Consider the following 20,631-nt stretch of genomic DNA (forward strand, 5'->3'; position numbering starts at 1 on the left):
CGGTGGCGCTGCCGGGCCCCTTCTGTTTCGCCTTCCTTCACCGGCACCCGGAGACGCCCGGGCAGCAACCGCCTGGAAGTGCGGCGCGAGCCCTGGTGCGCGATGTCCTCCTCCAGGGTGAGCAGGAAGGTGCTCTGGTTCCGGGGTGCGCCCGGGCGGGCGAGACGCTGGTGTGGGGGACGCTGACCGAAGTGGCGCGCGCTTGGGCCGAGCGACATGAGCCGGTGTCCGAGGACGACGTCCTCGCCTCCGCGCGGACTCTCTGGCGCGCGCTGGCGAAGGCGGAGACTTCCAACGGGCCCCGCGGAGCCGGAACTCCTCCGCATGGGGCAGCGCAGCCCGTACCCGCGATGTCCGGAACGCTCGCGTCGACCCCAGAGCCCGCTTTGTTGGAGGCCGTGCAGGATGCGGCGCAGGCTCGAACAGAGCGGGCTCGGAGTTCACGCCAATCCCACGCCGAGCAGCACGGCGGTGGAGAGACCCGCGATGGCGAAGCTCCAGCCCAGTCGCTTGAGATGTCGCGGCGTGGGCATCAGGACAAAGGTTCCGAGCGCCACCAGCGCGGTCGGCAGCAGCGCCACCACGCGCCATGGCGACACGCCCGTGGACTTCGTCCACAGGAGGGCGCCCGCGACTCCGAACCCACTGGCGGCAAGGCCCACGAGGCGCAGCAGGGCGCGGTCCTGGCCGGGCTTGTGGGCACGGATGACGACGTGCACCGCCACCGTGGCCAGCGAGAACCCGAGTGCGAAGGTGCCCCACAGGGACAGGGCCGCGCCCGGTGCCAGGCCTCCCGCGATGCCCACCGGTACCGCCCACGCTCCGAGCGCCAGGGATGCGATCAACTCTCCCGAGAGCGTGCGCTCCTGCCGTCCCCACGTCATCAGCAGCACCTCCGCGCCCAGGATGCCGGGAAGCGCGAGGTAGGGCCGGGCGGTGGCCTCGAGGTCCTGGAGGGCGAGCAGCAGCGCGGCGGCTCCCAGCGCGGCGAGGACGGCCGTCTGACTCCGGGCCAGCAGGCCCTCCTCCTCGTGACGGCGAGCACCCCGGTGGCCGAGCAGGACGAGGAGGGGCTCGTGCACGAGGAAGCTGGCGACCGCCGCGGCGGCGAGCCACAGCGCGGTGGCGCTCGGACGGGTGACGGCGAGCGCCGTGGCCAGCGGCAGACCGAGCTGGAAGTACGCGCCGTGCTCCCGGGGCAGGAGCGCCTGTCGGGAGAGGGAAGCCCGCGGCCGGGCGGAGAGAGTCATCATGGGACGGCGTGGAGCAAGCGGCGTTCCGCTCCTGAAACCAGGAGACGATGCTGGCGGACGGCGCAATGGGTGCGGAAGCGCCAGGGGCCCGCGCAAGCCTTGCGCCGGGACTCCGTCCGGGACGCCCGGGATGGAGAGGCACGGTTCCTGAAACGTCTCCGCTCCGCCCTGGAGCACACGACTCGGGGAGTGGCCATGGCCTTGAAGCCGCCAGGGGGCCGCTGTGGGAGGCGAACATGGACGTGCTGGCCCGTGAGGCCCAAGAAGCGCTGCGGCAGCGCAGCCAACGCCTGCGGGCTCGCGCCCGAGCGTCCTCGGAAGAACGCGAGGCCGAGGCGGCCGGGCTCACCGACTCGGAGCGACAGGAGTTGGATGCCATCGAGGAGGCGCTCGCCCGCATCGATGGCGGGGAGTTCGGCCGCTGCGCGCGGTGCGGCGGGGCCATCGGGCGGCACCGGCTTCGCGCCGTCCCCGAGGCGCGTCTCTGCATGACGTGCTCGGCCGTGGAGCGGTGAGCGGTGTCCCACGTGGGCTCGTCGCGCGTACCGGTTCAGCGTTGCTCATCCCGGCGGAGCTCACAGGTCGGGGAACGCCACCGAGCCGAGCCTGAGGGTGCGGTCTCCTCCCGCTTCCCGCAGCTCCAGGGTGTGGGGGCCGAGGGGTCTGCTCCCGGCGGCCTCTGCTTCCACGACGAGGAGGACCTTGGCAGCGTCTCCCGCCGTGGGCTTCGACTGCCACACCTGAACGATGTGCAGCCGTTGGCCATCCGGGCCGATGAGCGCCGCGCTCCCCAACGACCAGGGTCGCTCGCTTCGAGAGAACGTCACCGTCAGCTTCACCGCGACCCTGCTTGCCGCTCGGAATGACAGGGCTTCATCCAACTCAAGGTCCGCGCCCGTGACGCGGGGAAGGGGCCGCTTGAATTGTTCGGCGGCGATGCCTCCGCCCTGCATCCATGGCGCCGTGATGGCATCGAGGAGGTTGAAGGACGCGCGCTCCGCTCGAAGTCGGGCGTTCTCCTCCCGTAGCTGCTGAAGCTCCTCGGCCAGTCCGGTGGACTCGTTTCGTGCAGGCCCGGGGTTGCGTTGGACGCGCAGGACTTCCACCTGCGTATCCGCCTGCCCTGGAACCACGACGAGCAGGAAGTGGGCTTCGCCCGGCGTTGCATCCGCGACGAAGCGGACGGTGAGGCGCAGGCGCTCTCCCTCACGGAGCGCCTCCGAAGGCACGAGCGCCACCGTGTCCTCGCCGACGACCACGCGGCGGAAGCGCTCCTTGCCCTCCAATTCGACGCCGTCGCTCGCGAGCGGCGCGTCGAACAGCAAGAGGCTGGCGATGCCCGGCTGGATGGAAATCTCCGGGAGTGTGGCGGGTGGCTCGGAGGTCAGCTCGATGCGCCGTGTCCGGCCCTGCACGGCGGAGCCAGGTGGCTCCTGTGCTCCAACAGCGGTGCTCCTGAGTGCGACGAAGGCGAGGAGCAGGACACGAAGCCGGGCGGACACGAAGCAGGCTCCGGCAGTCACTCGAAGCGCTTGAAACGGTGAACCACTTCGATGTCGACCCGGGAGATGATGATGGCATTCCGCTCATCGCCCCCGGTCTCTCGGCGGATGCCGCGCATCCGGTCCTCCAGTTCACGGATTTCGAAGCAGACCGGGTACTGTGCACCCCCGAAGCGCAGCGTCGTGAAGCGGCCGAAGACGCGCTTGCTTCCAACAAAGAGCTGCCCGGAGAACTCCGCATCATCGGGGATGTTCATGAGGCTTCTGACGATATAGGCCGTGACCCGCTCCTCATGAACGGTGGTGATGGGGTTGGCCTTGCCATTCGGGACGAGCTCGACGGGCACAGTGTTCCCATCGAAGACCTTCAGCTTGTTCATCGCCGCAATCGCCTCGGGTGGGCACTCCTCCTCGGGCGGCATGGCCGGCTCCAGTCGAGGGGGGGCGCCGGCACAGGCAAGCCCCACGCATGCGGCGGCGGCGGCGGCCGTCCGGACCAGGCTGCTGGCGGCGCGGGCGCGGGGCGTTTCGGGCTTCTTCTCCGGGGCCTGGAGCCCGGATGCAGGGTGGGTCTTCTTCACGGCGGCGGCTTCCTGGGGTGGCGCCACCGGTGCGATGGCGGCCGCGATGGTGGGCCCCACGGGTGGCGGGCTCGCGACCGTTGCAGTGTGTGGGGCCTCCGCGAGGCTGGCCAATTTATGACCGGCTGCGGTGGTTGTTTCATCCACGACCTGGGTGGTTGTGTCGCGCCATGAGGCCATGGCCAGGCCCACCAGTGCCACCACGGCGACGCCCATCGCCGCCAGCAGGGCCCGTTGCCTGCCGCGTGGATGTATCCGGCGGGCCCGGCCCTCCACCACGGCCTTCCGTGGGGACGCATGGGGGCTGGGCTTCGGTGGTGGCCGCAGCACCCCGAGCAGCTCCGCCCACAGGCGCAGCAGCTTCGCCCTCACGAGGGAGGGCGGCCGGTGCGTGTGCGTCGGCCACTCCGGACGGCGGGTGCGCGGATTCCGGGTGGGGGCTCCTTCTCCGGCGGGCAGCGGAGGCTCATGCCACTCGAAGAGGAGGGCGTCCCGCGCCTCGCGCGGCTGTTCGTCGAGGGCCGCCTCCAGGGCCTGGTGCAGCTGCGCGCCCGTCTGGAAGCGCTGCTCGGGGTCCTTCTCCAGCAGGCGGAGGATGACGGCCCCGAGCGCGGGCGGCACGCGGGGATTCACCACCGAGGGCGCCGGCGGCGGCTGCGAGACGATGGCCGCGCACAGCACGTCTGGCGGCCACTCGGGGGAGAAGGGGTAGTGGCCGGTGACGGCGCGGTAGAGGCAGACGCCCAGCGAATACAGGTCGTCGGTGGTGGCGAAGGTGTAGCGCCCGTCGATGCGCCAGTGGCGCTGGTGGAAGCGGACGGACTCGGGGCTGCGCAGGTGGCGCGTGCCCGGCGGCAGCGGCCCCGTGGTGAGCGTGGGCGCCCCGGCGTAGTCACCCGAGCCCAGGTCGATGAGCACCGGGTCGCCGTGGGGGCCCCGCATGAGGATGTGCTCGGGCTTGAGGTCCCGGTGCAGGACGCCCCCGGCGTGCAGCGTGTCCAGGATGAGCGCCACCCGGCGCGCGGTGTCCACGAACTGCTGGAAGGACGGATTGTGGAGGTCCGCCCAGAGGTGGAGCGCGGGGCCGGGCACCCAGTCCATGACGAAGAAGAAGTGCCCGGTGACGACGTCCGGCCAGCGCCCGCAGGCGTGGACGGCCACCACGTGCGGGTGGACGGCCTTGTCCAGCAGCAGGGTCAGCTCGCGCATCGAGCGCGGCTCGAAGGGCTGCCGCGCCAGCTTGAGCGCGAAGTAGCGGCCCGGGTCCTGGGTGGCCTCCACCTTGTAGACCGCGCCGTAGCCGCCCGCTCCCAGCCGCTCGAGGAGGCGCCAGCAGCCACCCACCACCGTACCGGGTGGCAGCGTCTCCGGGTTCACCTGGGGGATGTTCGTGGACATGACCTTGAGAGTCTCCTGGAATCTAATCAACCTAGCAGGTTGAGTTGGCTTGTGGAGACCTGGTGTGTCCTCCGGGGCGGGCGTCCATCCGTCGGAACGCCCGGCCCCCCGGTGTCCTCCGGGAGGCGCCCGCCGGGGGCCTTCCGGAAAGAAGCCGTGCACGGAGGCGTGTCTATGGGTATAGACACGCCCACATGTGTCCCATGGTGAAGACCGAAGACCTCATCGACGCCCAGGGAGTGGCCGGGTTGCTGCGCCTGAGCCATACCAACAGCGTCAGCACCTACCTGCGCCGCTACCCGGACATGCCGCGGCCGGTGCTGGACCTGGGCGCGGGCCGCCCCCGGCTCTGGCTCCGCCCCCAGGTGGTGCGCTGGATGCGCGCCCGACACTCCGAGCAGCTCAGCGTTGGAGGTGAATCATGACCACCGCCGTTCCCCGTACGCCCCCGGCCGTCCTGCCCGGCCCCAATGACACCTGCTGGTGCGGCAGTGGCGCCAAGTACAAGAAGTGCCACCGTGGCGCCGACGCCGTCGAGGCCCGCAAGAAGGGGCCGGACGCCGCTCGCAAGGGCGTGCGTCCCGGCATCGTCGGCCCGCGCCGCGACGTGCCCCTGCACATCCCCCGCCCGGACTACGCGGCCACGGGCCGGCCGGGGCGCCGCGGCAATGCCTCGGAAATCAACACGCCGGACGTCATCGCCCGCATGCGCCGCGCCTGCAAGGCCGCCGCCGAGGTGCTCCAGGAGGTGGCCGCCCACGTGCGCCCGGGCATCACCACCGACGAGCTGGATGCGATTACGCACGAGGCGTACATCAAGCGCGGCGGCTACCCGAGCACGCTGAACTACCACAACTTCCCCAAGTCGCTCTGCACCTCGGTCAACGAGGTCGTCTGCCACGGCATCCCCGACAGCCGCGCGCTGGAGGACGGCGACATCGTCAACCTGGACATCACCATCTACCTGGATGGCGTGCACGGTGACTGCTCGGCCACCTACTTCGTCGGCAACGTGGACGCGGAGAGCCAGCGGCTGGTGAAGGTGACGCGCGAGTGCCTGGACGTTGGCATCGCCGCGGTGAAGCCGGGCCGGCCCATCAGCGACATCGGCCGCGCGATTGAAGACCACGCCACGAAGCACGGCATGAGCGTGGTGCGCGCCTACTGCGGCCACGGCATCGGCGAGACGTTCCACACGTCCCTGCAGATTCCCCACTACTACGAGCCCGAGTCCACCACCGTCATGGAGCCCGGGATGATTTTCACCGTGGAGCCGATGATCAACCTGGGCGGGTGGGGCAGCCGGACGTGGGACGACGGGTGGACCGCCGTCACCTCCGATGGCAGCCGCAGCGCCCAGTTCGAGCACACCCTCCTCGTCAACGAGAAGGGCGCCGAAATCCTCACGGTGCCTTGAGCGAGGCGTCGGGCGCGGGCAGCCGCTGGATGCGGCTGCGCGCGCTCGCGAGCACGCAGCCCACCACGAGCAGCGCGGCGCCCAGCGTGCCGCGCCCCACCTCCTCGCCGAGCAGCAGCGCGGACCAGCCCATGGTGAGCAGGGGCTGGAGGAGCTGGATTTGACTGACGCGGGCGACGCCTCCCAGGGCGAGGCCCCGGTACCAGGCGAAGAAGCCGAGGAACATGCTCACGCCCGAGACGTAGGCGAAGCCGGCCCAGGCCCGGGGGCTGGCGTGCAGCATGCGTGCGTCGAGGTGGAGCGCGACGATGGGCAGCAGCACCGGTGCGGACAGCACCAGCGCCCAGCACAGCACGCGCCAGCCGCCGAGCTCCCGGGAGAGCGCTCCGCCCTCGGCGTAGCCCACCGCCGCGGCCGCCACCGCGAGGAGCACGAGCCCGTCTCCCTGCGTGGGCTTCCCCGCGCCCTGCGCCGCCGCGAAGGCCAGCACGGCGGCGAGGCCCGCGGCACTCACCAGCCAGAAGGTGACGGAGGGGCGCTCGCGGGCGCGGAACACGGCCGCCACGGCGGTGGCCGCGGGCAACAGGCCCACCAGCACGGCACCGTGCGCGGCGGGGATGTCGCGCATGGCCAGCGCGGAGAGCAGCGGGAAGCCCACCACCACGCCAGCCGCGACGAGCGCGAGCCGGGGCCAGTGGCGCCGCTCGGGGAGCCGCTCGCGCCGCAAGGCCAGCAGGATGCCCGCGAGCATTGCCGCGACCAGCCCGCGCCCGAGTCCCACCATCGTGCTGCCAAGCTCCGGCACGGCGGCGCGGGTCGCGGGCAGCGTCAGGCTGAAGGCGAGGACTCCGAGCCCGCCGAGCAGGAGTCCTTCGCGGGTTCTCGACTGTTCCGTCATGGGCTGTGCGTCTCCGGGCCACGGGGCTGTGCCGCCGCGCGGGGCGGCGCGGTTTGCGTTCTCGACTGTGCCGTCATGGGCCGTGCGTCTCCGGGCTGGGGGGCCGTGCCGCCGATGCGCGGGGCGGCGCTGTTTGCGTCCTCGACTGTGCCGTCATGGTGCGCAGGCCTCCGGTCCGTGGAGTCGTGGCTCCCGCCCGACTCCCGCCGGCCACCGCGCGAGGCAGAGGCTCGCGGGCCGCAGCGCCTGCACCACCACGTGCCCGGGCGCGTCCGCGTGCACCGTGTCCCCGGGGCCGAGCACGTAGTCCCTCGCGTCTCCCTCGCACGTGAGCCACAGCTGCCCGTCGACGCAGGTGAGCGCCAGGTGCTCGCCGCCGTGCAGGTGCGTGGTCCACATGGCGCCTCGCACCAGGCACAGCGGCCCCGCGCTCCCGTCCCCGCGCGCCCCGGGCCTCAGCCGCTCCGCCAGGGCCCGCATCCAGTCGTGAATCGTGAAGGTGGGAGTCACCGTCATCGCCGCCTCCTCCTGTCCCGCGCAACATGCGCCCGGCGGGAAGAACAGAACAGATGCAGGGTATTTAGATTGTGACCGGTACAGTGGTAGGCGGCAGAACTGTGCCGGTCACTGTGCCGGTGAGCTGTATCTGTTCCGCGAGACGCGGGCCGGGTACCGATGACGGCCGGGAAGCGACACACCCGGGAGGACGCATGGGCGCGCTGGCGCATAGACCGAAGCTGTACGAGCAGGTGGCCGAGCGGCTGGGAGACGCCATCTCCGCGGGCACGCTGCGAGCGGGAGACCGGCTGCCGTCGGTGCGGCAGCTCAGCCTCCGCGAGCGCGTGAGCATCTCCACCGTGCTCCAGGCGTACCTCCACCTGGAATCCGTCGGCCTCATCGAGACGCGCCCGCAGTCCGGCCACTACGTGCGCCGCCGCGAGCGCCCCCGCCTCGCCGAGCCCCTGGTGTCCCGGCCCGCCGCCGCCGCCATGCCCGTCACCGTGAGCGCGCTGGTGGCCCGCGTGTACCGCTCCGCACGCGATTCACGCCTCGTGCAGTTCGGCACCGCATCACCCGCCCCCGAGCTGCTGCCCACCCGGAGGCTGTACCGCGAGCTCAACGCCCTCACCCGCGAGGCGGGTGACACCGGCATCCTCTACGATTTGCCTCCCGGCTGCCTGGAGCTGCGCCAGCAGCTCGCCCGCCGCTCGCTCGACTGGGGCTGCGCGTTGTCCCCCGAGGACTTCATCACCACGTGCGGCGCGTCCGAGGCCATCAACCTGTGCCTGCTCGCCGTGGCGCGCACCGGTGACACCATCGCGATTGAGTCCCCCGCGTACTACGGCACGCTGCAGGCGATTGAGGCGCTCGGGCTGCGCGCGCTGGAGATTCCGAGCAGCCCCCGCACCGGCATGGAGCTGGACGCGCTGCAGGCTGCGCTGGAGCGGCGGCGCGTGGCCGCGGTGCTGGTGGTGCCCAGCTTCAGCAACCCGGTGGGAAGCTGCATGCCGGAAGAGCACCGCAAGCGACTGGTGGCCATGCTCGCCGAGCGCGACGTGCCCCTCATCGAGGACGACATCTACGGCGATTTGCACTTCGGCCCGGAGCGCCCGCGCACATGCAAGGCGTTCGATACGACGGGCAACGTGCTGTTGTGCGGCTCGTTCTCCAAGACGCTCGCCCCGGGCTTCCGCGTGGGCTTCGTGGCCCCGGGCCGCTTCCGCGAGCGCGTGGAGCTGCTCAAGTTCTCCCACACCGTGGCCACCGCCACGCTGCCGCAGCTGGCGATTGCGCGCTTCCTCCAGGAGGGTGGCTACGACAGGCACCTGCGCGCCCTGCGACGCCGGCTCGCCGCGCAGGTGGAGCGCATGGCCGAGGCCGTGGCCGAGCACTTCCCCGAGGGCACCCGCGTGGCCCGCCCCTCGGGCAGCTCGCTGCTCTGGGTGGAGCTGCCTCCGCGCGTGGACGCGCTGGACCTGCACGCGAAGGCGCTGGAGGCGGGCGTGAGCATCGCTCCCGGGCCCATCTTCTCCGCGCGGCCGGACTCGTACCGGAACTTCATCCGGCTGAGCTGTGGCCATCCGTGGACGCCCCGAATCGAGGGCGCCGTGTCCACCCTGGGCAGCCTGGCGCGCAGCCTCGCGTGACGGTGTCGTCCGCGCCGTCGTCCGCGCCTACTGTGGCCGCATCCCGAAGGACGACAGCCGGTCGTCCGGCGCGAGCCCCACGATGAGGCGAAAGGTCTTCGTCCCGAACGTCACGAGGTACGTGTACACGCGGTCATCACCCAGCGTGCGCCGCTCCACCAGCACCAGCCGGCCCGCGGGCCCCAGCGTGTTCAGCTGGTCCTGGTACAGCTTCGCGATGTCCGGAAAGAACCCCGCGCGGACGTACGCGAAGTCGGCCGGCGCGAGCCTTCCATCGCGGGCCTTCTCCAGCAGCGCCGTGACTTGCGCGGTGATTCGGGGCTCGCGGTCCTCGATGGGGGTGGTGAGGGCCGGCGGGGCGAGCGCGGGGTTGATGAGGGCGGCAAGGCCCTGCGCGAAGCGCGAGGGGTTGGCGTTCGCGGAGTTGGTCAGCACGACGAGGGAGAGGCCCTCTCCGAGGTAGCGGCCGAAGTAGCTCGTGAAGCCCTGCCATGCACCCGTGTGCTGGTGCAGCGGCTTTCCGGCCCGCTCGTCGAGCTGCCAGCCAAAGCCATACGGAAACGTGGCGCCGCTGGTGAGCGGCGCGGGCGTGAGGATTTCCTTCCAGCTCTCCGGGGTGAGGATGGCCCGCGCCTGGACGGCCGCGTCCCACGCAATCATGTCCCGCACGGACACATACATGGAGCCGTCCGCCGTGGTGTTGAGCGAGGGCGACACCCACTCCTGGTTCTTCAACGTTCCGTTGACGAGGCGGTAGCCGGCCGCGCGGTGGGGGATGATGTCCTCCTCGCTGATGATGCGCGCCGTCGTCATGCCGGCGGGCTTGAAGACCTTCTCCCGCAGCACGTCGCCGTAGAACGTGCCGGAGACGCGATTCACGATGATGCCCAGCAGGACGTAGCCGGTGTTGCTGTAGGACCAGCGCGAGCCGGGGGCGAACTCGAGCGTCAGCGCCTGGGCGAAGCGTGCGAGGTCCTCGTCGGTGTAGTCCTTCCGGTAGTCGAGCGTGCCCTCCAGGTCCGGCAGGCCGGAGGTGTGGTTCAGGAGGTGCCGCACGGTGATGCCGGCCCACGACGCGGGGGCTCCGGGGAAGAACTTCGTCAGCGGGTCCGTGAGCTGGAGCTTCCCCGCCTCCACCTGGAGCATCACCGCCATCGCGGTGAACTGCTTTCCGAGCGAGCCCGCCTGGAAGAGGGTTTGCGGCCCGGCCGGCACCTGATGCTCCAGGTTGGCGAAGCCGTACCCCTTCGCCACGAGGACCTTGCCGTTCTTCACGATGCCGATGCCGACGCCAGGAACATCCTGCCGCTTCAGCTCCGCCTGCACGAAGGCGTCGATGCGCTCGCGGAGTGGGGCCGGTGCGGCGGAGGAGCGGCTCGCGGTGAGACCCAGCAGGAGGACGGAGAGCAGGGCGAGACGGCGCACGTGAGGCTCCTTCAGGGGGGACGGGCAGCAGCAGGATATGCAGGGAGCGTCAGCGGGCGAAGAGCAGCCCCGAGCCTTCGCGGGCCGCGCGGTCCACCGCGTGCGTCACCGCGTCCAGGGCGACAGCCGGGTCCCCTCTGCTCGCGAGCGACAGCCCGCGCTGGAGCATGGAGGTGAAGCGCGCCATGCCGCGCACGGGCTTGTAGTCCGGCGGCCCGCCCAGGTGCTCGCGCAGGTCCTCGCGCACCTGCTTCGCTTCGGTGGCCGTCCAGTACCCCAGCGAGGGAACCTGGCGCTTCAGGCCGATGCCCTGGCCCACCTCCATGCCCGGCGCGCGGCCCCACGCGAGGTGCCTCCAGAGTTGGCGCGTCCGCTCCGGGCAGGCCGAGCCGATGACGGCCTCCGCCGCCTGGACGTCGCGGTCCTCCGGCTTGCGGTCCGTGGCCAGCACCAGGGCGTGGTCCTCGCCGTGCTCGCCCCGGGTGAAGAAGTCGGAGAGCTCGTCGAGCAGGTCCACCACCGAGCCTTGGAGGCGCTCCGGCGGCCGGGCCAGTGTGGACGCGCCCTGCTGGAGGAGGTGGTCCACCAGCGTCACCGTGGCCTGGAGGTCTTCCTCTAGTTCCTGCTCACCCGGAGGCGCGTCCTGGGTCCACTCGTGGATGAACCACGCGCGGAACACCGTGAGCCGCTCCGGGGTGAGCAGGCCGGTGAGTCCCTCGGGCGGGGTGAGGAAGATGCAGACGTCCATGGCGTCCTTCTACCCCGGGATGCAGCAGGTCGGCGTCGCCCGCCGGGCCCCGGCGGAAGCGGAAGGAACGTTCCTTCCGCCGACCCGCCGCTTCGGGGGGCGCGGTGGCTCAGCCGCCCGGGCCCGGGCGGAAGCGGAAGGAACGTTCCTTCCGCCGACCCGCCGCTTCGGGGGGCGCGGTGGCTCAGCCGCCCGGGCCCGGGCGGAAGTGGAAGGAACGTTCCTTCCGCCGACCCGCCGCTCGGGGGGGAGCGCGGTGGCTCAGCCGCCCGGGCTCCGGCGGAAGCGGAAGCGGAAGGAACATTCCTTCCGGCGGGCCCGCCGGAGGAAGGCTCGCGGTGGCGCATCAGCCCGCGCGGGTCACCTGGGGCATGTCGATGTGCAGCTCGACGCGCCGGTTGGCGGTGCGGCCCTCGTCGGTGGTGTTGGGGGCGACGGGCTCCGTCTCGCCCTGGCCGAGCACCACCATCTGCCGCTCCTCCACGCCGCGCCCCTTGAGCACGCGTGCCACCGCGTCCGCGCGCCGCAGCGACAGCGATTCGTTGTAGGGCTCCGTGCCCCGGCTGTCCGTGTGGCCTTCGATGGTGAGGCGGTCATCCGGGTACTTCGCGAGGATGTCGCCAATCTGCGTCAGCCGCGCCACCGCGTCCCGGGTGAGCACGGCGCTGTTGGTCTCGAAGAGCAGCTCGCTCTGGAGGTTCAGCAGCAGGCCGTGGTCCGTCTTGCGCGTCTCGGCGACCTTCTCCAGTTCCTGCGCGCGCTTGTCGAGGTAGTTGCCCACGCCGCCGCCCACGGCCGCTCCCGCCGCTGCGCCCACGGCCGCGCCCTTCCAGCCACCGGCGATGGCACCCGCGCCCGCGCCCGCGACTCCGCCCACGGCCGCGCCCGTCGCCGTCCGCTTCCCCGGAGTGGCGCAGCCCGCGCCCAGCAGCGCCGTGGAGAGGAGCACCGCCGCCGCCGTCTTCCGAATCGTCGCGTTCTTTCGAGTCGTCACGTGAAGCCTCCTTGTCCCTGGGTTGGAAGGCTCCACACGGTGGAGATTCATGTGACGGATGGGGAGCCCCGGACGGCTGCCTGCTGTCCAGGCATCGGCTGCTCCGTCGGCCGTGGGGCGGGCAGCCGCGTCAGGTTCCGGGGTCCACCTGGGTGTCCGCTGGCGGCGGCCCCTTCACGCGGAGCAGCCGCCAGAAGCACCAGACGTACGCCGCGACCAGCGTGACCATGGCCCAGGCCGAGACGTTGAACATGGTCACATGCCTCAACTCCGAGCCGTGGTACGCGCCGCCCACGGAGATGGCGGCCAGGCCGAAGGTGGGAATGGCGCACAGCCCCAGAATCAGCATCCAGACGAGCGCGGCCGTGGACCCGCGCACCACCAGCCCGACGAAGAAGGCGATGACGGCGCAGAGGAAGACGGGCGGGAGGAAGACCAGCGCGCCCAGTTCGCACATGTCACTGGCCCACGCGGGGAACGCGACCAGGAGCGCGAGGACACCCACCGCCTGCTTCATGCCGCGCATCGAGAACCCCTCATCCGGTGGACGGGCTGCTTCCGGGAGCGCACGGCACCGCGTGGGCCGGTCATCCGGGAGCGCCACCCGGAAGCCGGGCCAGGTGGCATCGGGAGGCTACCGCACGTGTGCCTCCGGCTACACGCGGATGGGCGGCTCGATGAGCACCGGCGCCGTGGCCTTCGGGTCATCCGGGTCGAAGGCGGGCGCGTAGGGGCCCGCGTGTGTCGCCTTCCACTCGCGCGGCACGCGCTCCACGCCCACCGGGTACACCATGAGGTGCCCGTCCTCGTTGATGTGCAGGCGTAGGAAGTTCTTCCAGTCCGGCAGCGCCAGCGAGATGAACGCCTCGTTGGAGTGGGCCCCGAAGAAGTTGACGCTCAGCCACAGGTACAGCCCCATGACGAACGGGCCCACCAGGAAGCCGAACAGGAAGGTGAAGCCCGAGGACAGCAGGAACTTGCCCGCCAGGTGCGCCCAGCCGTCCGCGCAGTTGAGCCCGTCCGCCGTCAGGTCCGGACAGACGCCCAGACAGCTCACCGTGAAGTACGTGGCCGCCCATGCCGTGAAGAACGCGCCGAGGATGTGGCCCAGCCCGTGGAGCGTCCCCGCCAGCGTCCGCCACTTCCCGAAGTGCGGGTCCGCGAAGCCGATGAGCCCGCCGATGGTGCCCAGCCCCAGCACCAGAGTCCATGGCCGGCTCACCATGCTGTTGGCCACCGCCATCACCACCTTCGGCAATTGCGTCAGCCCCAGCGAGCCCACCTCCGCGTACGCCGCGAGCGCGAGCAACAGGTAGAGCGCCCCCGTTATCAACCCGAAGAGCGGGCTGTAGCGGATGAGCAGCAGGTTCTTTCGCGCCAGCTTCCGCGACGTGCGCTCGTCCGGGAAGCTCTTCTGGAGTGTGTAGCCGTCTCGCAGCACGTGCGCCGCCGGAGCGTGCGTGGGGTGCAGGAAGGCGCCGCCTCCGCCCGCCGTGATTTTCTGCCGGCCCGCGGCGTCCTCGTGCCGGCGGTAGTGGTGCAAATCGCCCGCGAGGAAGACGCTGATGCGCCGGCCCAGCACCTTCTCCTGGAGGTACTCCAGGTTGTTCTCCAGGTAGCTGCCCTTGCGCCGCGCGGCCGCCGCGAGAATCCACGCGGGCTCCGCGTTGCAGAGGATGACGCGGTCATCCGGCCCCATGTGCTGGGCCACCTCGCGGAAGTACTCCACCTGGGGCACGTCGATGTCGCTGTTGAGCTGCACGTCCGTGCCGATGAGCCACCAGCGGTGCGGCAGCTTCAGCGCGAAGTAGCTGCGGCTCTGCCGCGTGCGCCGGCCCGCAATCCACCGGTTCGCGCAGAACAGCCGCATGAAGGCGGACAGGCCGTCGTACCAGTCGTGGTTGCCCGGAATGACGAACAGGTCCGGGTTGGGCGCCTGCGTGCGGCGCATGGCCGCCTCGTAGGGCTGCACCAGTCGCTCCTCGTACACCTCGCGGCTGGCCCCCGGGTACACGCCGTCCCCGCCGAACACGAGCACCCGCCCGCGCTTCGTCTCGTAGGGCTCACCCCGCGAGATGCCGCGCACGGGCAGCGTCAGCCGGGGCAGCGCGAGCAGCCGGGCCACGGTGTACGTGGAGTTCCACCCGTCCCCCGTGTCCGCCACGTAGTCGAGCCAGAAGTCGCCCTCGGGAAGCGCCTCCTGCGAGTAGTCGAAGTAGGGCGCCTGCGGCCGCACCACGGCCTCGATGAGGCGGTGGTCCGCTCGCGCGCCGAACACCGCCGCCACCAGCGCGTCCAGGCCCGTGCGCAGCAACTGCGCCGGGTGCAGCCAGCGCACCATGTCCGCGCGCTGGCGCGGATGCGTGGCCATGCCGCTGTCGGAGATGGGCAGTCCTTCGCGCGGCGACACCGGCTGCAGGCGCTCGGCGACGGGGAGGGCGGGTGAGGAGCCGGTGGGCTCGTCCGCGCGCGCGGCCGCCGTGTTCCGCTCACCGGCCATGGGGGGCATTCTCCCGGGGGCCCTGCGTGAAGCGCTGCTCGGGGCCGGGGCCGGCGTATACCTGCACGGCCTTGAACGTCGGGCCCGGCGACACGCGCGCCGAGTGCTTCGCTCCCGCGGGGATGTAGACGGCGTCTCCCTTGCCGACGCGCAGCTTCTCTCCGGAGACGGTCATTTCCGCCGTGCCTTCCTCGATGTAGAGAATCTCGGCGCTCGAATCGTGGATGTGCTCGGGCACCTCCGCGCCGGGCTGCAACTCCAGCAGCGTGACGGACGCGGCGGTGGCGCCGGTGGACGGGTTGAGGAGCAGCGTCGCGCGGCCCTTGCCCCCGGCGATGACGTGGCGCGGGGCCTCCGAGGTGGGCACGCGGTAGCGCACGGTGGGCGTGGCGGGGTTCGCGGGTGCGGGGGCCGACGACGTGGCGGTTGCGCTCGTGGGGGCTGACACGGGCCCGCGTGGGCTCGCGGGTGCGGCCGCCGTGGTGGGCGCTGCCGTGGGCGCGGAAGCCGTGGCCGGCTGGGGCACCTGCGCGAGGGGCTTCACGGCGGCGGGGGCCGGCTGGGGCGCTGGTGCGGCGGGATTCGCGGACACGGGCGCCGGCTCGCGGGCCCAGGACAGCGCGGCGGTGCCGGTGACGGCGAGCACGGGAATCAGGAGGCGGGAGCGCATGACCCCCATGAATTACCACGGCGGTGCCACTTGTCTGGAGGGCAGGCAGGCGCGGTTCGCCGTTCCCTGGACGCCCGGCCTGGGGCACCCTGGCCGGCATGTCGCACTCCCCCCTCGAGGATTTCCCCGTGGTCGTCCCCTTCACGCTCCACTGGAGCGAGATGGACGCCTTCGGCCACGTCAACAACGCCCGCACCTTCACCTGGTTCGAGACCTCCCGCATCGCCTACTTCGCCCGCGTCGGCCTCACCAGCACCTCGGGCGCGGGGGAGGACAGGACGCCGGGCGGCATCGGCCCCATCCTCGCGGCGACGAATGCGGAGTACCTCCGCCCCGTCGTCTTCCCCGCGCGCCTGCTGGCCGGCACCCGCGTGAGCCGCATCGGCAGCTCGTCCATCACGATTGAACACGCGGTGGCGGGCGAGGAGGACGGCATCCTCTACACCCGGGGCGGCTGCGTCATCGTCACCCTGAAGTACGGCACCCACGAGAAGGTCCCCGTCCCGGCGCCCATCCGCGCCGCCATCGAGGCGCTCGAGGGGCGCTCCTTCGGGCCGTGACGTCCACGGTCCACCGCGTGACGCCTGTGCGTACGAGGGCAGGTGCGCGCCCGGTCATGAGTGGTAGGACACGCCGCAATGAGTGACGCGGTGCTGGGGTTCTACGAGGGGCTGGCGGAGGAGTACCACCTGCTCTTCGCCAACTGGGCGCAGTCGGTGGAGCGGCAGGGCGCCGCGCTGGATGCCCTGCTGCGCCGCTGCGGCGCGCCTCCCCCCCGCCGCGTGCTGGACTGCGCGTGTGGCATCGGCACCCAGGCGCTGGGACTGGCGGCTCGCGGCTACAACGTCCACGCCACCGACTTGAGCCCCGCCGCCGTGGCCCGCGCCGAGCGCGAGGCCCGCGCCATGAATGTCACCCTCACCACCGGCGTGGCGGACATGCGCACGCTGGACACGCAGGTGGCAGGCCTCTTCCCCGTGGTGCTCGCCTTCGACAACGCGGTGCCGCACCTGCTGACGGACGAGGACCTCGACGCGGCCGCGCGCGCCATGGCGGCGAAGCTGACCCCCGGAGGACTGCTGGCGCTGAGCATCCGCGACTACGACACGCTGGTGGCGCAGCAGCCGCGCTTCACCTCGGAGCGCGTGCTCGATGCCCCCGAGGGACGCCGCATCCTCTTCCAGCTCTGGGACTGGTCCGCCGACGGCCGGATGTACACGGTGCACCAGTTCATCCTGCGCCCCGAGGGCAGCGGCTGGCAGACCACCGAGCACACCGGCGTGTACCGCGCCCTCCACCGCGTGGAGTTGGAGCGGGCCCTGACGCGGGCCGGCCTCATGGACACGCGGTGGTACCTGCCCGAGGAGACGGGCTTCTACCAGCCCATCCTCACCGCCCGGAGGCCGTGACCCGGCGGGCCCTGGGCTCGCTGGCGTTCTTGCGGGGAGTCTTCGCCTGCCGGGCCCGCGCCTCGAGGATGCGGGGCAGGCTCTCCTCAATCCAGTCGGTCAGCGCCTCGACGTGTCCGGCGACCTCCTCGCCCAGGGGCGTGAGGGTGTAGTCCACGTGCGGCGGAATCACCGGGTGGACCTCGCGCAGCACGAAGCCGTCCTCCTCCAGCGCATGCAGCGTCTGGGCGAGCATCTTCTCGCTCACCCCGGACACCTTCCGCCGCAGCTCGCTGAAGCGGTGCGTGCCGTCCACCAGGGCGACCAGCACCAGCACGCCCCAGCGACTGGTGACGTGCTCCAGGACGCCACGGGAAGGGCAGTCCGCCGCGTGCACGTCGCCATGCTGCTCCGCCAGCTTCGTCATCATCCGGCTCAGGTGCCGGGGCCCCTTCGTCGTCGCCATGCCAGTAACTTACCTCAAGGTAGGTACTTACGAATAGTTAGTACCGCCGTTACGGTGAGTCTCGCGATTCAACGAAGTGCTCACGCCAGGAGATTCACCCCATGATTCTCGTCACCGCCGCCACCGGGAAGCTCGGTCGTCTCGTCGTCGAGGAGCTGCTCAAGAAGGTCCCCGCCAGCCAGGTCGCCGTCGCTGTGCGCAACCCCGCGAAGGCAGGGGATTTCGCCGCGCGCGGCGTGCAGGTACGACAGGCGGACTACAGCCGGCCGGAGACGCTCGGGCCGGCGCTGGCCGGGGTGGAGAAGGTGCTGCTCATCTCCTCCAACGAAGTGGGTCAGCGGGCCGCGCAGCATCAGGCGGTGATTGCCGCGGCGAAGAAGGCCGGAGTCCGGCTGCTGGCCTACACGAGCATCCTGCACGCGGACAGCACGCGCATGGCGCTGGCCGGAGAGCACAAGGCCACCGAGGAGGCCATTCGCGCCTCGGGCCTGCCCTTCGTGTTCCTGCGCAATGGCTGGTACTTCGAGAACTACACCGAGAACCTAGGGCCCGCGCTGGCGCACGGCGCGCTCGTGGGCAGCGCAGGCGAGGGGCGTGTCGCGGCGGCCACCCGGGCGGACTACGCGGCGGCCGCGGCGGCGGTGCTGACCACGCCGGGGCAGGAGAACAAGGTGTACGAGCTGGCGGGTGACGTCCCGTTCACCATGGCCGAGCTCGCCGCCGAGGTGTCTCGCAAGGCGGGCAAGCCCATTGCCTACAACAACCTGCCGGCGCAGCAGTACCAGGGAGTGCTCACGGGAGCCGGCGTGCCGGGGCCGTTCGCGGAGATTCTGGCGGACTCCGACGTCGGCGCCTCTCGCGGCGAGCTGAATGACAGCTCCGGTGATTTGCGCCGCCTCATCGGCCGGCCGACGACGTCGCTCGCGGACGCGGTGGCGGTGGCGTTCAAGCGCTGAGGCTCCATCACGGCGGCTCATCGGGCGGCCCGTATCGCAGCCCGTGGCGAGCCTCCGCGCCGTGGAGTTCGAGCGCCGAGGCTCGCCAACGTATCGGGCCCCTGTCTCGCATGTTCACGTGCGGAGAGGGGGGGTCCCCACGGAGGTTCACCCGGCGCACGCCTCGAGTCAGCCGGTGTGCTTCGCGGACTGCATCCGGGCCGCCCGGGCGGAGGCCGCCGCGAGGAAGGCCTGGACGAGCGGATGGGGCTGGCCCGTGCTCGCGCTGAGCTCGGGCTGGAACAGCGTGGCGAGGAAGAAGGGGTGCTCCGCGAGCTCCACCACGCGCACGGAGCCCTCTTCGTCCTCGCCGGTGATTTTCAACGGCGCGCCGTCGAGCACGTGCCGGTAGCTCGCATTCAGCCCGTAGTTGCAGTGGTAGGACTCGGTGGACTCGGTGCGGCCGAAGGCCCGGGCCGCGTGGGAGCCCGCCGTCAGCGTCACCTTGCCCCGCGTGCCCACCAGCGAGCAGGAGAGGGCGCCGACCAGCGGCAGGGCCGCGTCCGGATTGGACTCGGCATGGTCCGCCTCGCGCAGTCCGAGCACGTGGCGCGCGAACTCGATGAGCGCGTGCTGGAAGCCGCCGCAGGTGCCGAGGAACGGGATGCCCTGCTCGCGCGCCACGCGAATCGCCGCGAGCGCGCCGTCCATGCTCTCGTAGGGGCTGCCGGGCACGCACCAGATTCCGGCGAACGGGGTGAGCGTGTCCTCGCGCACTCCGTCCAGCTGGCGCGTGCTCAACCAGGTCAGCTCGGGGGCCGACACACCGACTGCCCGGCTCGCGAGCTCCAGGGCCACGGGGATGGCACCATGCGCGCGCACGGTGGGACTGCGGTCTCCCACGAGACCGATACGGACGACGGGGTGGCTCACGGCTCCTCCTGACGGTTCGACCGCTCCGGGTACGCGACAGCAGCGCGAGCGGGATGCGCCAGGGAGTTCGCGGATACCAGCCCGGCCTTCGTGCGGCAAGGACTCAGTGCCGCGCGTCCATGAGCCTCGACCACAGCTCCTCGTCGAAGTCGGAGAGCGTCTCCGCCGTGCGGGTGCCGGCCTGCGCTCCCAGCCGCGTCACCACGAGGCGCAGCGAGCGGCTCACGTAGACCTTCTGGTCGTCCTTGCCCAGGCCCGCGAACACGTCCTGCGGCGCGCTGGGGATGAGCGGGCCGTCGATGCGGGCGCTCCCGGGCGGTATCAGCGTGAAGGCCTGGCCGTTGAGCCAGAAGAGCTGGCCATAGGCGGGGTTGAGCGCCTGCGACGGGCGGGTCGCCGTGGCCAGGTACGCCGAGGGCGCGACCTGCGTCCCGTTCCACGCTCCGTCCGCCATCATCAGCAGTCCGAAGCGGGCGAAGTCTCGTGCGCTCATCGACAGGCCCCAGAGGGGAAGTCCCTGGCTGTCGGCCTGCGCGCGCGGCGCCCACTCGCTGTGCGTCGCGCCCAACGGCTGGAACAGCCAGGCCCGCGAGAGCGCGTCGATGCCCAGGCCGCTGCGCTTCTCGAGCACGAGCTGGAGCCGATGGTAGGCGTCGTTGTTGTACAGCCATGTCGTCCCGGGCGCCGCCTGCGCTTCGAGCGTCAGGCCCAGGCCGCTCGTCATGGTCAGCAGGTGCCTCACGGTGATGCGGGCTTCGGCCTCCGCGTCCGCGTTCGACCAGCCGGCGCCGAGCACGCCGGAGACGGTTTCGTCGAGCGTGAGGAGCTGCTTCTCCACCGCGATGCCGACCAGCACCGAGACGATGCTCTTCTGCGCGGAGGCGATGTCGCGCATGAAGTTCGGGCCCACCGCCCAGTAGCGCTCCGCGAGGATTCGACCGTCCTGCAGGATGACGAGCGAGCGGGTGTTGCGAGAGCCCGCGAAGTCGAGCGCCGCGTTCAGCTTCGCCACGTCCCAGCCCGCGCTGGCCGGGTCCACCGTCGGCCAGCTCGCGTCGTCCCCGGGGAAGATGAGCACCTGCGTCGCGCCCGCGTCCGTGCCGGCATCCACTCCGGCATCCAGGGAGGCATTCACGCCGGCGTCCGCGGGGACCTCCTCGCCGGCATCCGGAGTCGCGTCCGGGGCTTCGTCCGGTGTGGCGGCTGCGCACGCACACGCGACGCAGACGAGGGCCAGGAGCAGGGCACGCAGGAGCATTCGAGCAGGAACCCATTCCGGCGGGGAAAGTTGCGGCCGGTGTTCGGCCCCGAGGTCAGTCATGGGGAGGGGGTTGGCATGAGGGGGGCCGGGACGGGGTCTGGGGCGTACTGTTCGG

Annotated in this window: 21 protein-coding genes; 7 read left to right on the forward strand and 14 right to left on the reverse strand. The window is 71.5% G+C overall.

Annotated elements, in window-relative coordinates; translation table 11 throughout:
* Nucleotides 1–440 precede the first annotated feature (440 nt).
* The gene (locus tag OV427_RS23885) at nt 441–1,253 is read right to left on the reverse strand and encodes a YwiC-like family protein (RefSeq protein ID WP_267858466.1); all 813 of its coding nucleotides are present in this window, start codon (nt 1,251–1,253) and stop codon (nt 441–443) included.
* A gap of 236 nt (nt 1,254–1,489) precedes the next feature.
* Between OV427_RS23885 and OV427_RS23890 the strand changes: the two genes are divergently transcribed.
* Nucleotides 1,490–1,768, forward strand: a complete 279-nt coding sequence (locus tag OV427_RS23890; protein ID WP_267858467.1) for a TraR/DksA family transcriptional regulator — start codon at nt 1,490–1,492, stop codon at nt 1,766–1,768.
* 60 nt (nt 1,769–1,828) lie between these two features.
* On the opposite strand, the gene OV427_RS23895 is transcribed toward OV427_RS23890, so the two are convergent.
* Nucleotides 1,829–2,776: a DUF2381 family protein gene (locus tag OV427_RS23895; protein ID WP_324289982.1), complete on the reverse strand. Its 948-nt coding sequence runs from the start codon at nt 2,774–2,776 to the stop codon at nt 1,829–1,831.
* Nucleotides 2,773–4,734, reverse strand: coding sequence for a serine/threonine protein kinase (locus OV427_RS23900; protein WP_267858469.1), 1,962 nt, complete (start codon nt 4,732–4,734; stop codon nt 2,773–2,775). The genes OV427_RS23895 and OV427_RS23900 overlap by 4 nt, the downstream gene beginning before the upstream one ends.
* A 203-nt stretch (nt 4,735–4,937) precedes the next feature.
* On the opposite strand from OV427_RS23900, the gene OV427_RS23905 reads away from it, so the two are divergent.
* Entirely contained in the window at nt 4,938–5,159 is a 222-nt protein-coding gene (locus tag OV427_RS23905; protein WP_267858470.1) for a hypothetical protein, read from the forward strand.
* Entirely contained in the window at nt 5,156–6,151 is a 996-nt protein-coding gene (gene map, locus OV427_RS23910; RefSeq protein ID WP_267858471.1) for a type I methionyl aminopeptidase, read from the forward strand. The genes OV427_RS23905 and map overlap by 4 nt, the downstream gene beginning before the upstream one ends.
* Here the strand turns inward: map and OV427_RS23915 are convergent.
* Complete coding sequence (locus OV427_RS23915) at nt 6,138–7,049, reverse strand: DMT family transporter (protein WP_267858472.1); 912 nt, start codon at nt 7,047–7,049, stop codon at nt 6,138–6,140. The two genes, map and OV427_RS23915, sit on opposite strands and share 14 nt — an antisense overlap.
* A gap of 153 nt (nt 7,050–7,202) precedes the next feature.
* On the reverse strand, nt 7,203–7,565 hold the full coding sequence (locus tag OV427_RS23920; protein WP_267858473.1) for a DUF2917 domain-containing protein: 363 nt from the start codon (nt 7,563–7,565) through the stop codon (nt 7,203–7,205).
* 194 nt (nt 7,566–7,759) lie between these two features.
* Between OV427_RS23920 and OV427_RS23925 the strand changes: the two genes are divergently transcribed.
* The gene (locus tag OV427_RS23925; protein WP_267858474.1) at nt 7,760–9,196 is read left to right on the forward strand and encodes a PLP-dependent aminotransferase family protein; all 1,437 of its coding nucleotides are present in this window, start codon (nt 7,760–7,762) and stop codon (nt 9,194–9,196) included.
* 27 nt (nt 9,197–9,223) lie between these two features.
* On the opposite strand, the gene OV427_RS23930 is transcribed toward OV427_RS23925, so the two are convergent.
* The 6 genes from OV427_RS23930 to OV427_RS23955 form a co-directional block, all read right to left on the reverse strand.
* The gene (locus tag OV427_RS23930; protein WP_267858475.1) at nt 9,224–10,621 is read right to left on the reverse strand and encodes a serine hydrolase domain-containing protein; all 1,398 of its coding nucleotides are present in this window, start codon (nt 10,619–10,621) and stop codon (nt 9,224–9,226) included.
* A 49-nt stretch (nt 10,622–10,670) separates the two neighbouring features.
* Entirely contained in the window at nt 10,671–11,369 is a 699-nt protein-coding gene (locus OV427_RS23935) for a hypothetical protein (protein WP_267858476.1), read from the reverse strand.
* 346 nt (nt 11,370–11,715) lie between these two features.
* A complete protein-coding gene (locus tag OV427_RS23940; RefSeq protein ID WP_267858477.1) occupies nt 11,716–12,363 on the reverse strand; it encodes an OmpA family protein in 648 nt (215 codons plus the stop codon).
* Nucleotides 12,364–12,493: 130 nt separating this feature from the next.
* Nucleotides 12,494–12,889, reverse strand: coding sequence for a hypothetical protein (locus OV427_RS23945; RefSeq protein ID WP_267858478.1), 396 nt, complete (start codon nt 12,887–12,889; stop codon nt 12,494–12,496).
* 129 nt (nt 12,890–13,018) lie between these two features.
* Nucleotides 13,019–14,734 (reverse strand): metallophosphoesterase, encoded by a 1,716-nt coding sequence (locus OV427_RS23950; RefSeq protein ID WP_267863469.1) that lies wholly within the window; start codon nt 14,732–14,734, stop codon nt 13,019–13,021.
* 118 nt (nt 14,735–14,852) lie between these two features.
* Complete coding sequence (locus OV427_RS23955) at nt 14,853–15,533, reverse strand: cupin domain-containing protein (protein ID WP_267858479.1); 681 nt, start codon at nt 15,531–15,533, stop codon at nt 14,853–14,855.
* Nucleotides 15,534–15,631: 98 nt separating this feature from the next.
* Between OV427_RS23955 and OV427_RS23960 the strand changes: the two genes are divergently transcribed.
* A complete protein-coding gene (locus tag OV427_RS23960; protein ID WP_267858480.1) occupies nt 15,632–16,093 on the forward strand; it encodes an acyl-CoA thioesterase in 462 nt (153 codons plus the stop codon).
* A gap of 78 nt (nt 16,094–16,171) precedes the next feature.
* Nucleotides 16,172–16,942 (forward strand): class I SAM-dependent methyltransferase, encoded by a 771-nt coding sequence (locus OV427_RS23965; protein WP_267858481.1) that lies wholly within the window; start codon nt 16,172–16,174, stop codon nt 16,940–16,942.
* Here the strand turns inward: OV427_RS23965 and OV427_RS23970 are convergent.
* Nucleotides 16,923–17,387: a winged helix-turn-helix transcriptional regulator gene (locus OV427_RS23970; RefSeq protein WP_267858482.1), complete on the reverse strand. Its 465-nt coding sequence runs from the start codon at nt 17,385–17,387 to the stop codon at nt 16,923–16,925. The two genes, OV427_RS23965 and OV427_RS23970, sit on opposite strands and share 20 nt — an antisense overlap.
* A gap of 101 nt (nt 17,388–17,488) precedes the next feature.
* On the opposite strand from OV427_RS23970, the gene OV427_RS23975 reads away from it, so the two are divergent.
* A complete protein-coding gene (locus OV427_RS23975) occupies nt 17,489–18,343 on the forward strand; it encodes an SDR family oxidoreductase (RefSeq protein ID WP_267858483.1) in 855 nt (284 codons plus the stop codon).
* A 168-nt stretch (nt 18,344–18,511) separates the two neighbouring features.
* On the opposite strand, the gene OV427_RS23980 is transcribed toward OV427_RS23975, so the two are convergent.
* Nucleotides 18,512–19,255 carry a glutamine amidotransferase-related protein gene (locus OV427_RS23980; protein WP_267858484.1) on the reverse strand — a complete coding sequence of 248 codons (744 nt, stop codon included), beginning with the start codon at nt 19,253–19,255 and terminating at the stop codon, nt 18,512–18,514.
* Between the two features lie 103 nt (nt 19,256–19,358).
* Complete coding sequence (locus OV427_RS23985) at nt 19,359–20,513, reverse strand: serine hydrolase domain-containing protein (RefSeq protein ID WP_267858485.1); 1,155 nt, start codon at nt 20,511–20,513, stop codon at nt 19,359–19,361.
* Nucleotides 20,514–20,631 lie beyond the last annotated feature (118 nt).

Origin of the sequence: Pyxidicoccus sp. MSG2 (genome assembly GCF_026626705.1) — a bacterium.
Lineage (GTDB): Bacteria > Myxococcota > Myxococcia > Myxococcales > Myxococcaceae > Myxococcus.

What these genes read in the sequence shown, in the direction of transcription:
- OV427_RS23885 (WP_267858466.1), bottom strand. Translation starts at nt 1,253, where the DNA reads ATGATGACTCTCTCCGCCCGGCCGCGGGCTTCCCTCTCCCGACAGGCG.
- OV427_RS23890 (WP_267858467.1), top strand. Translation starts at nt 1,490, where the DNA reads ATGGACGTGCTGGCCCGTGAGGCCCAAGAAGCGCTGCGGCAGCGCAGC.
- OV427_RS23900 (WP_267858469.1), bottom strand. Translation starts at nt 4,734, where the DNA reads ATGTCCACGAACATCCCCCAGGTGAACCCGGAGACGCTGCCACCCGGT.
- OV427_RS23905 (WP_267858470.1), top strand. Translation starts at nt 4,938, where the DNA reads ATGGTGAAGACCGAAGACCTCATCGACGCCCAGGGAGTGGCCGGGTTG.
- map (WP_267858471.1), top strand. Translation starts at nt 5,156, where the DNA reads ATGACCACCGCCGTTCCCCGTACGCCCCCGGCCGTCCTGCCCGGCCCC.
- OV427_RS23915 (WP_267858472.1), bottom strand. Translation starts at nt 7,049, where the DNA reads ATGACGGAACAGTCGAGAACCCGCGAAGGACTCCTGCTCGGCGGGCTC.
- OV427_RS23920 (WP_267858473.1), bottom strand. Translation starts at nt 7,565, where the DNA reads ATGACGGTGACTCCCACCTTCACGATTCACGACTGGATGCGGGCCCTG.
- OV427_RS23925 (WP_267858474.1), top strand. Translation starts at nt 7,760, where the DNA reads ATGGGCGCGCTGGCGCATAGACCGAAGCTGTACGAGCAGGTGGCCGAG.
- OV427_RS23935 (WP_267858476.1), bottom strand. Translation starts at nt 11,369, where the DNA reads ATGGACGTCTGCATCTTCCTCACCCCGCCCGAGGGACTCACCGGCCTG.
- OV427_RS23945 (WP_267858478.1), bottom strand. Translation starts at nt 12,889, where the DNA reads ATGCGCGGCATGAAGCAGGCGGTGGGTGTCCTCGCGCTCCTGGTCGCG.
- OV427_RS23950 (WP_267863469.1), bottom strand. Translation starts at nt 14,734, where the DNA reads ATGGCCACGCATCCGCGCCAGCGCGCGGACATGGTGCGCTGGCTGCAC.
- OV427_RS23955 (WP_267858479.1), bottom strand. Translation starts at nt 15,533, where the DNA reads ATGCGCTCCCGCCTCCTGATTCCCGTGCTCGCCGTCACCGGCACCGCC.
- OV427_RS23960 (WP_267858480.1), top strand. Translation starts at nt 15,632, where the DNA reads ATGTCGCACTCCCCCCTCGAGGATTTCCCCGTGGTCGTCCCCTTCACG.
- OV427_RS23965 (WP_267858481.1), top strand. Translation starts at nt 16,172, where the DNA reads ATGAGTGACGCGGTGCTGGGGTTCTACGAGGGGCTGGCGGAGGAGTAC.
- OV427_RS23970 (WP_267858482.1), bottom strand. Translation starts at nt 17,387, where the DNA reads ATGGCGACGACGAAGGGGCCCCGGCACCTGAGCCGGATGATGACGAAG.
- OV427_RS23975 (WP_267858483.1), top strand. Translation starts at nt 17,489, where the DNA reads ATGATTCTCGTCACCGCCGCCACCGGGAAGCTCGGTCGTCTCGTCGTC.
- OV427_RS23985 (WP_267858485.1), bottom strand. Translation starts at nt 20,513, where the DNA reads ATGCTCCTGCGTGCCCTGCTCCTGGCCCTCGTCTGCGTCGCGTGTGCG.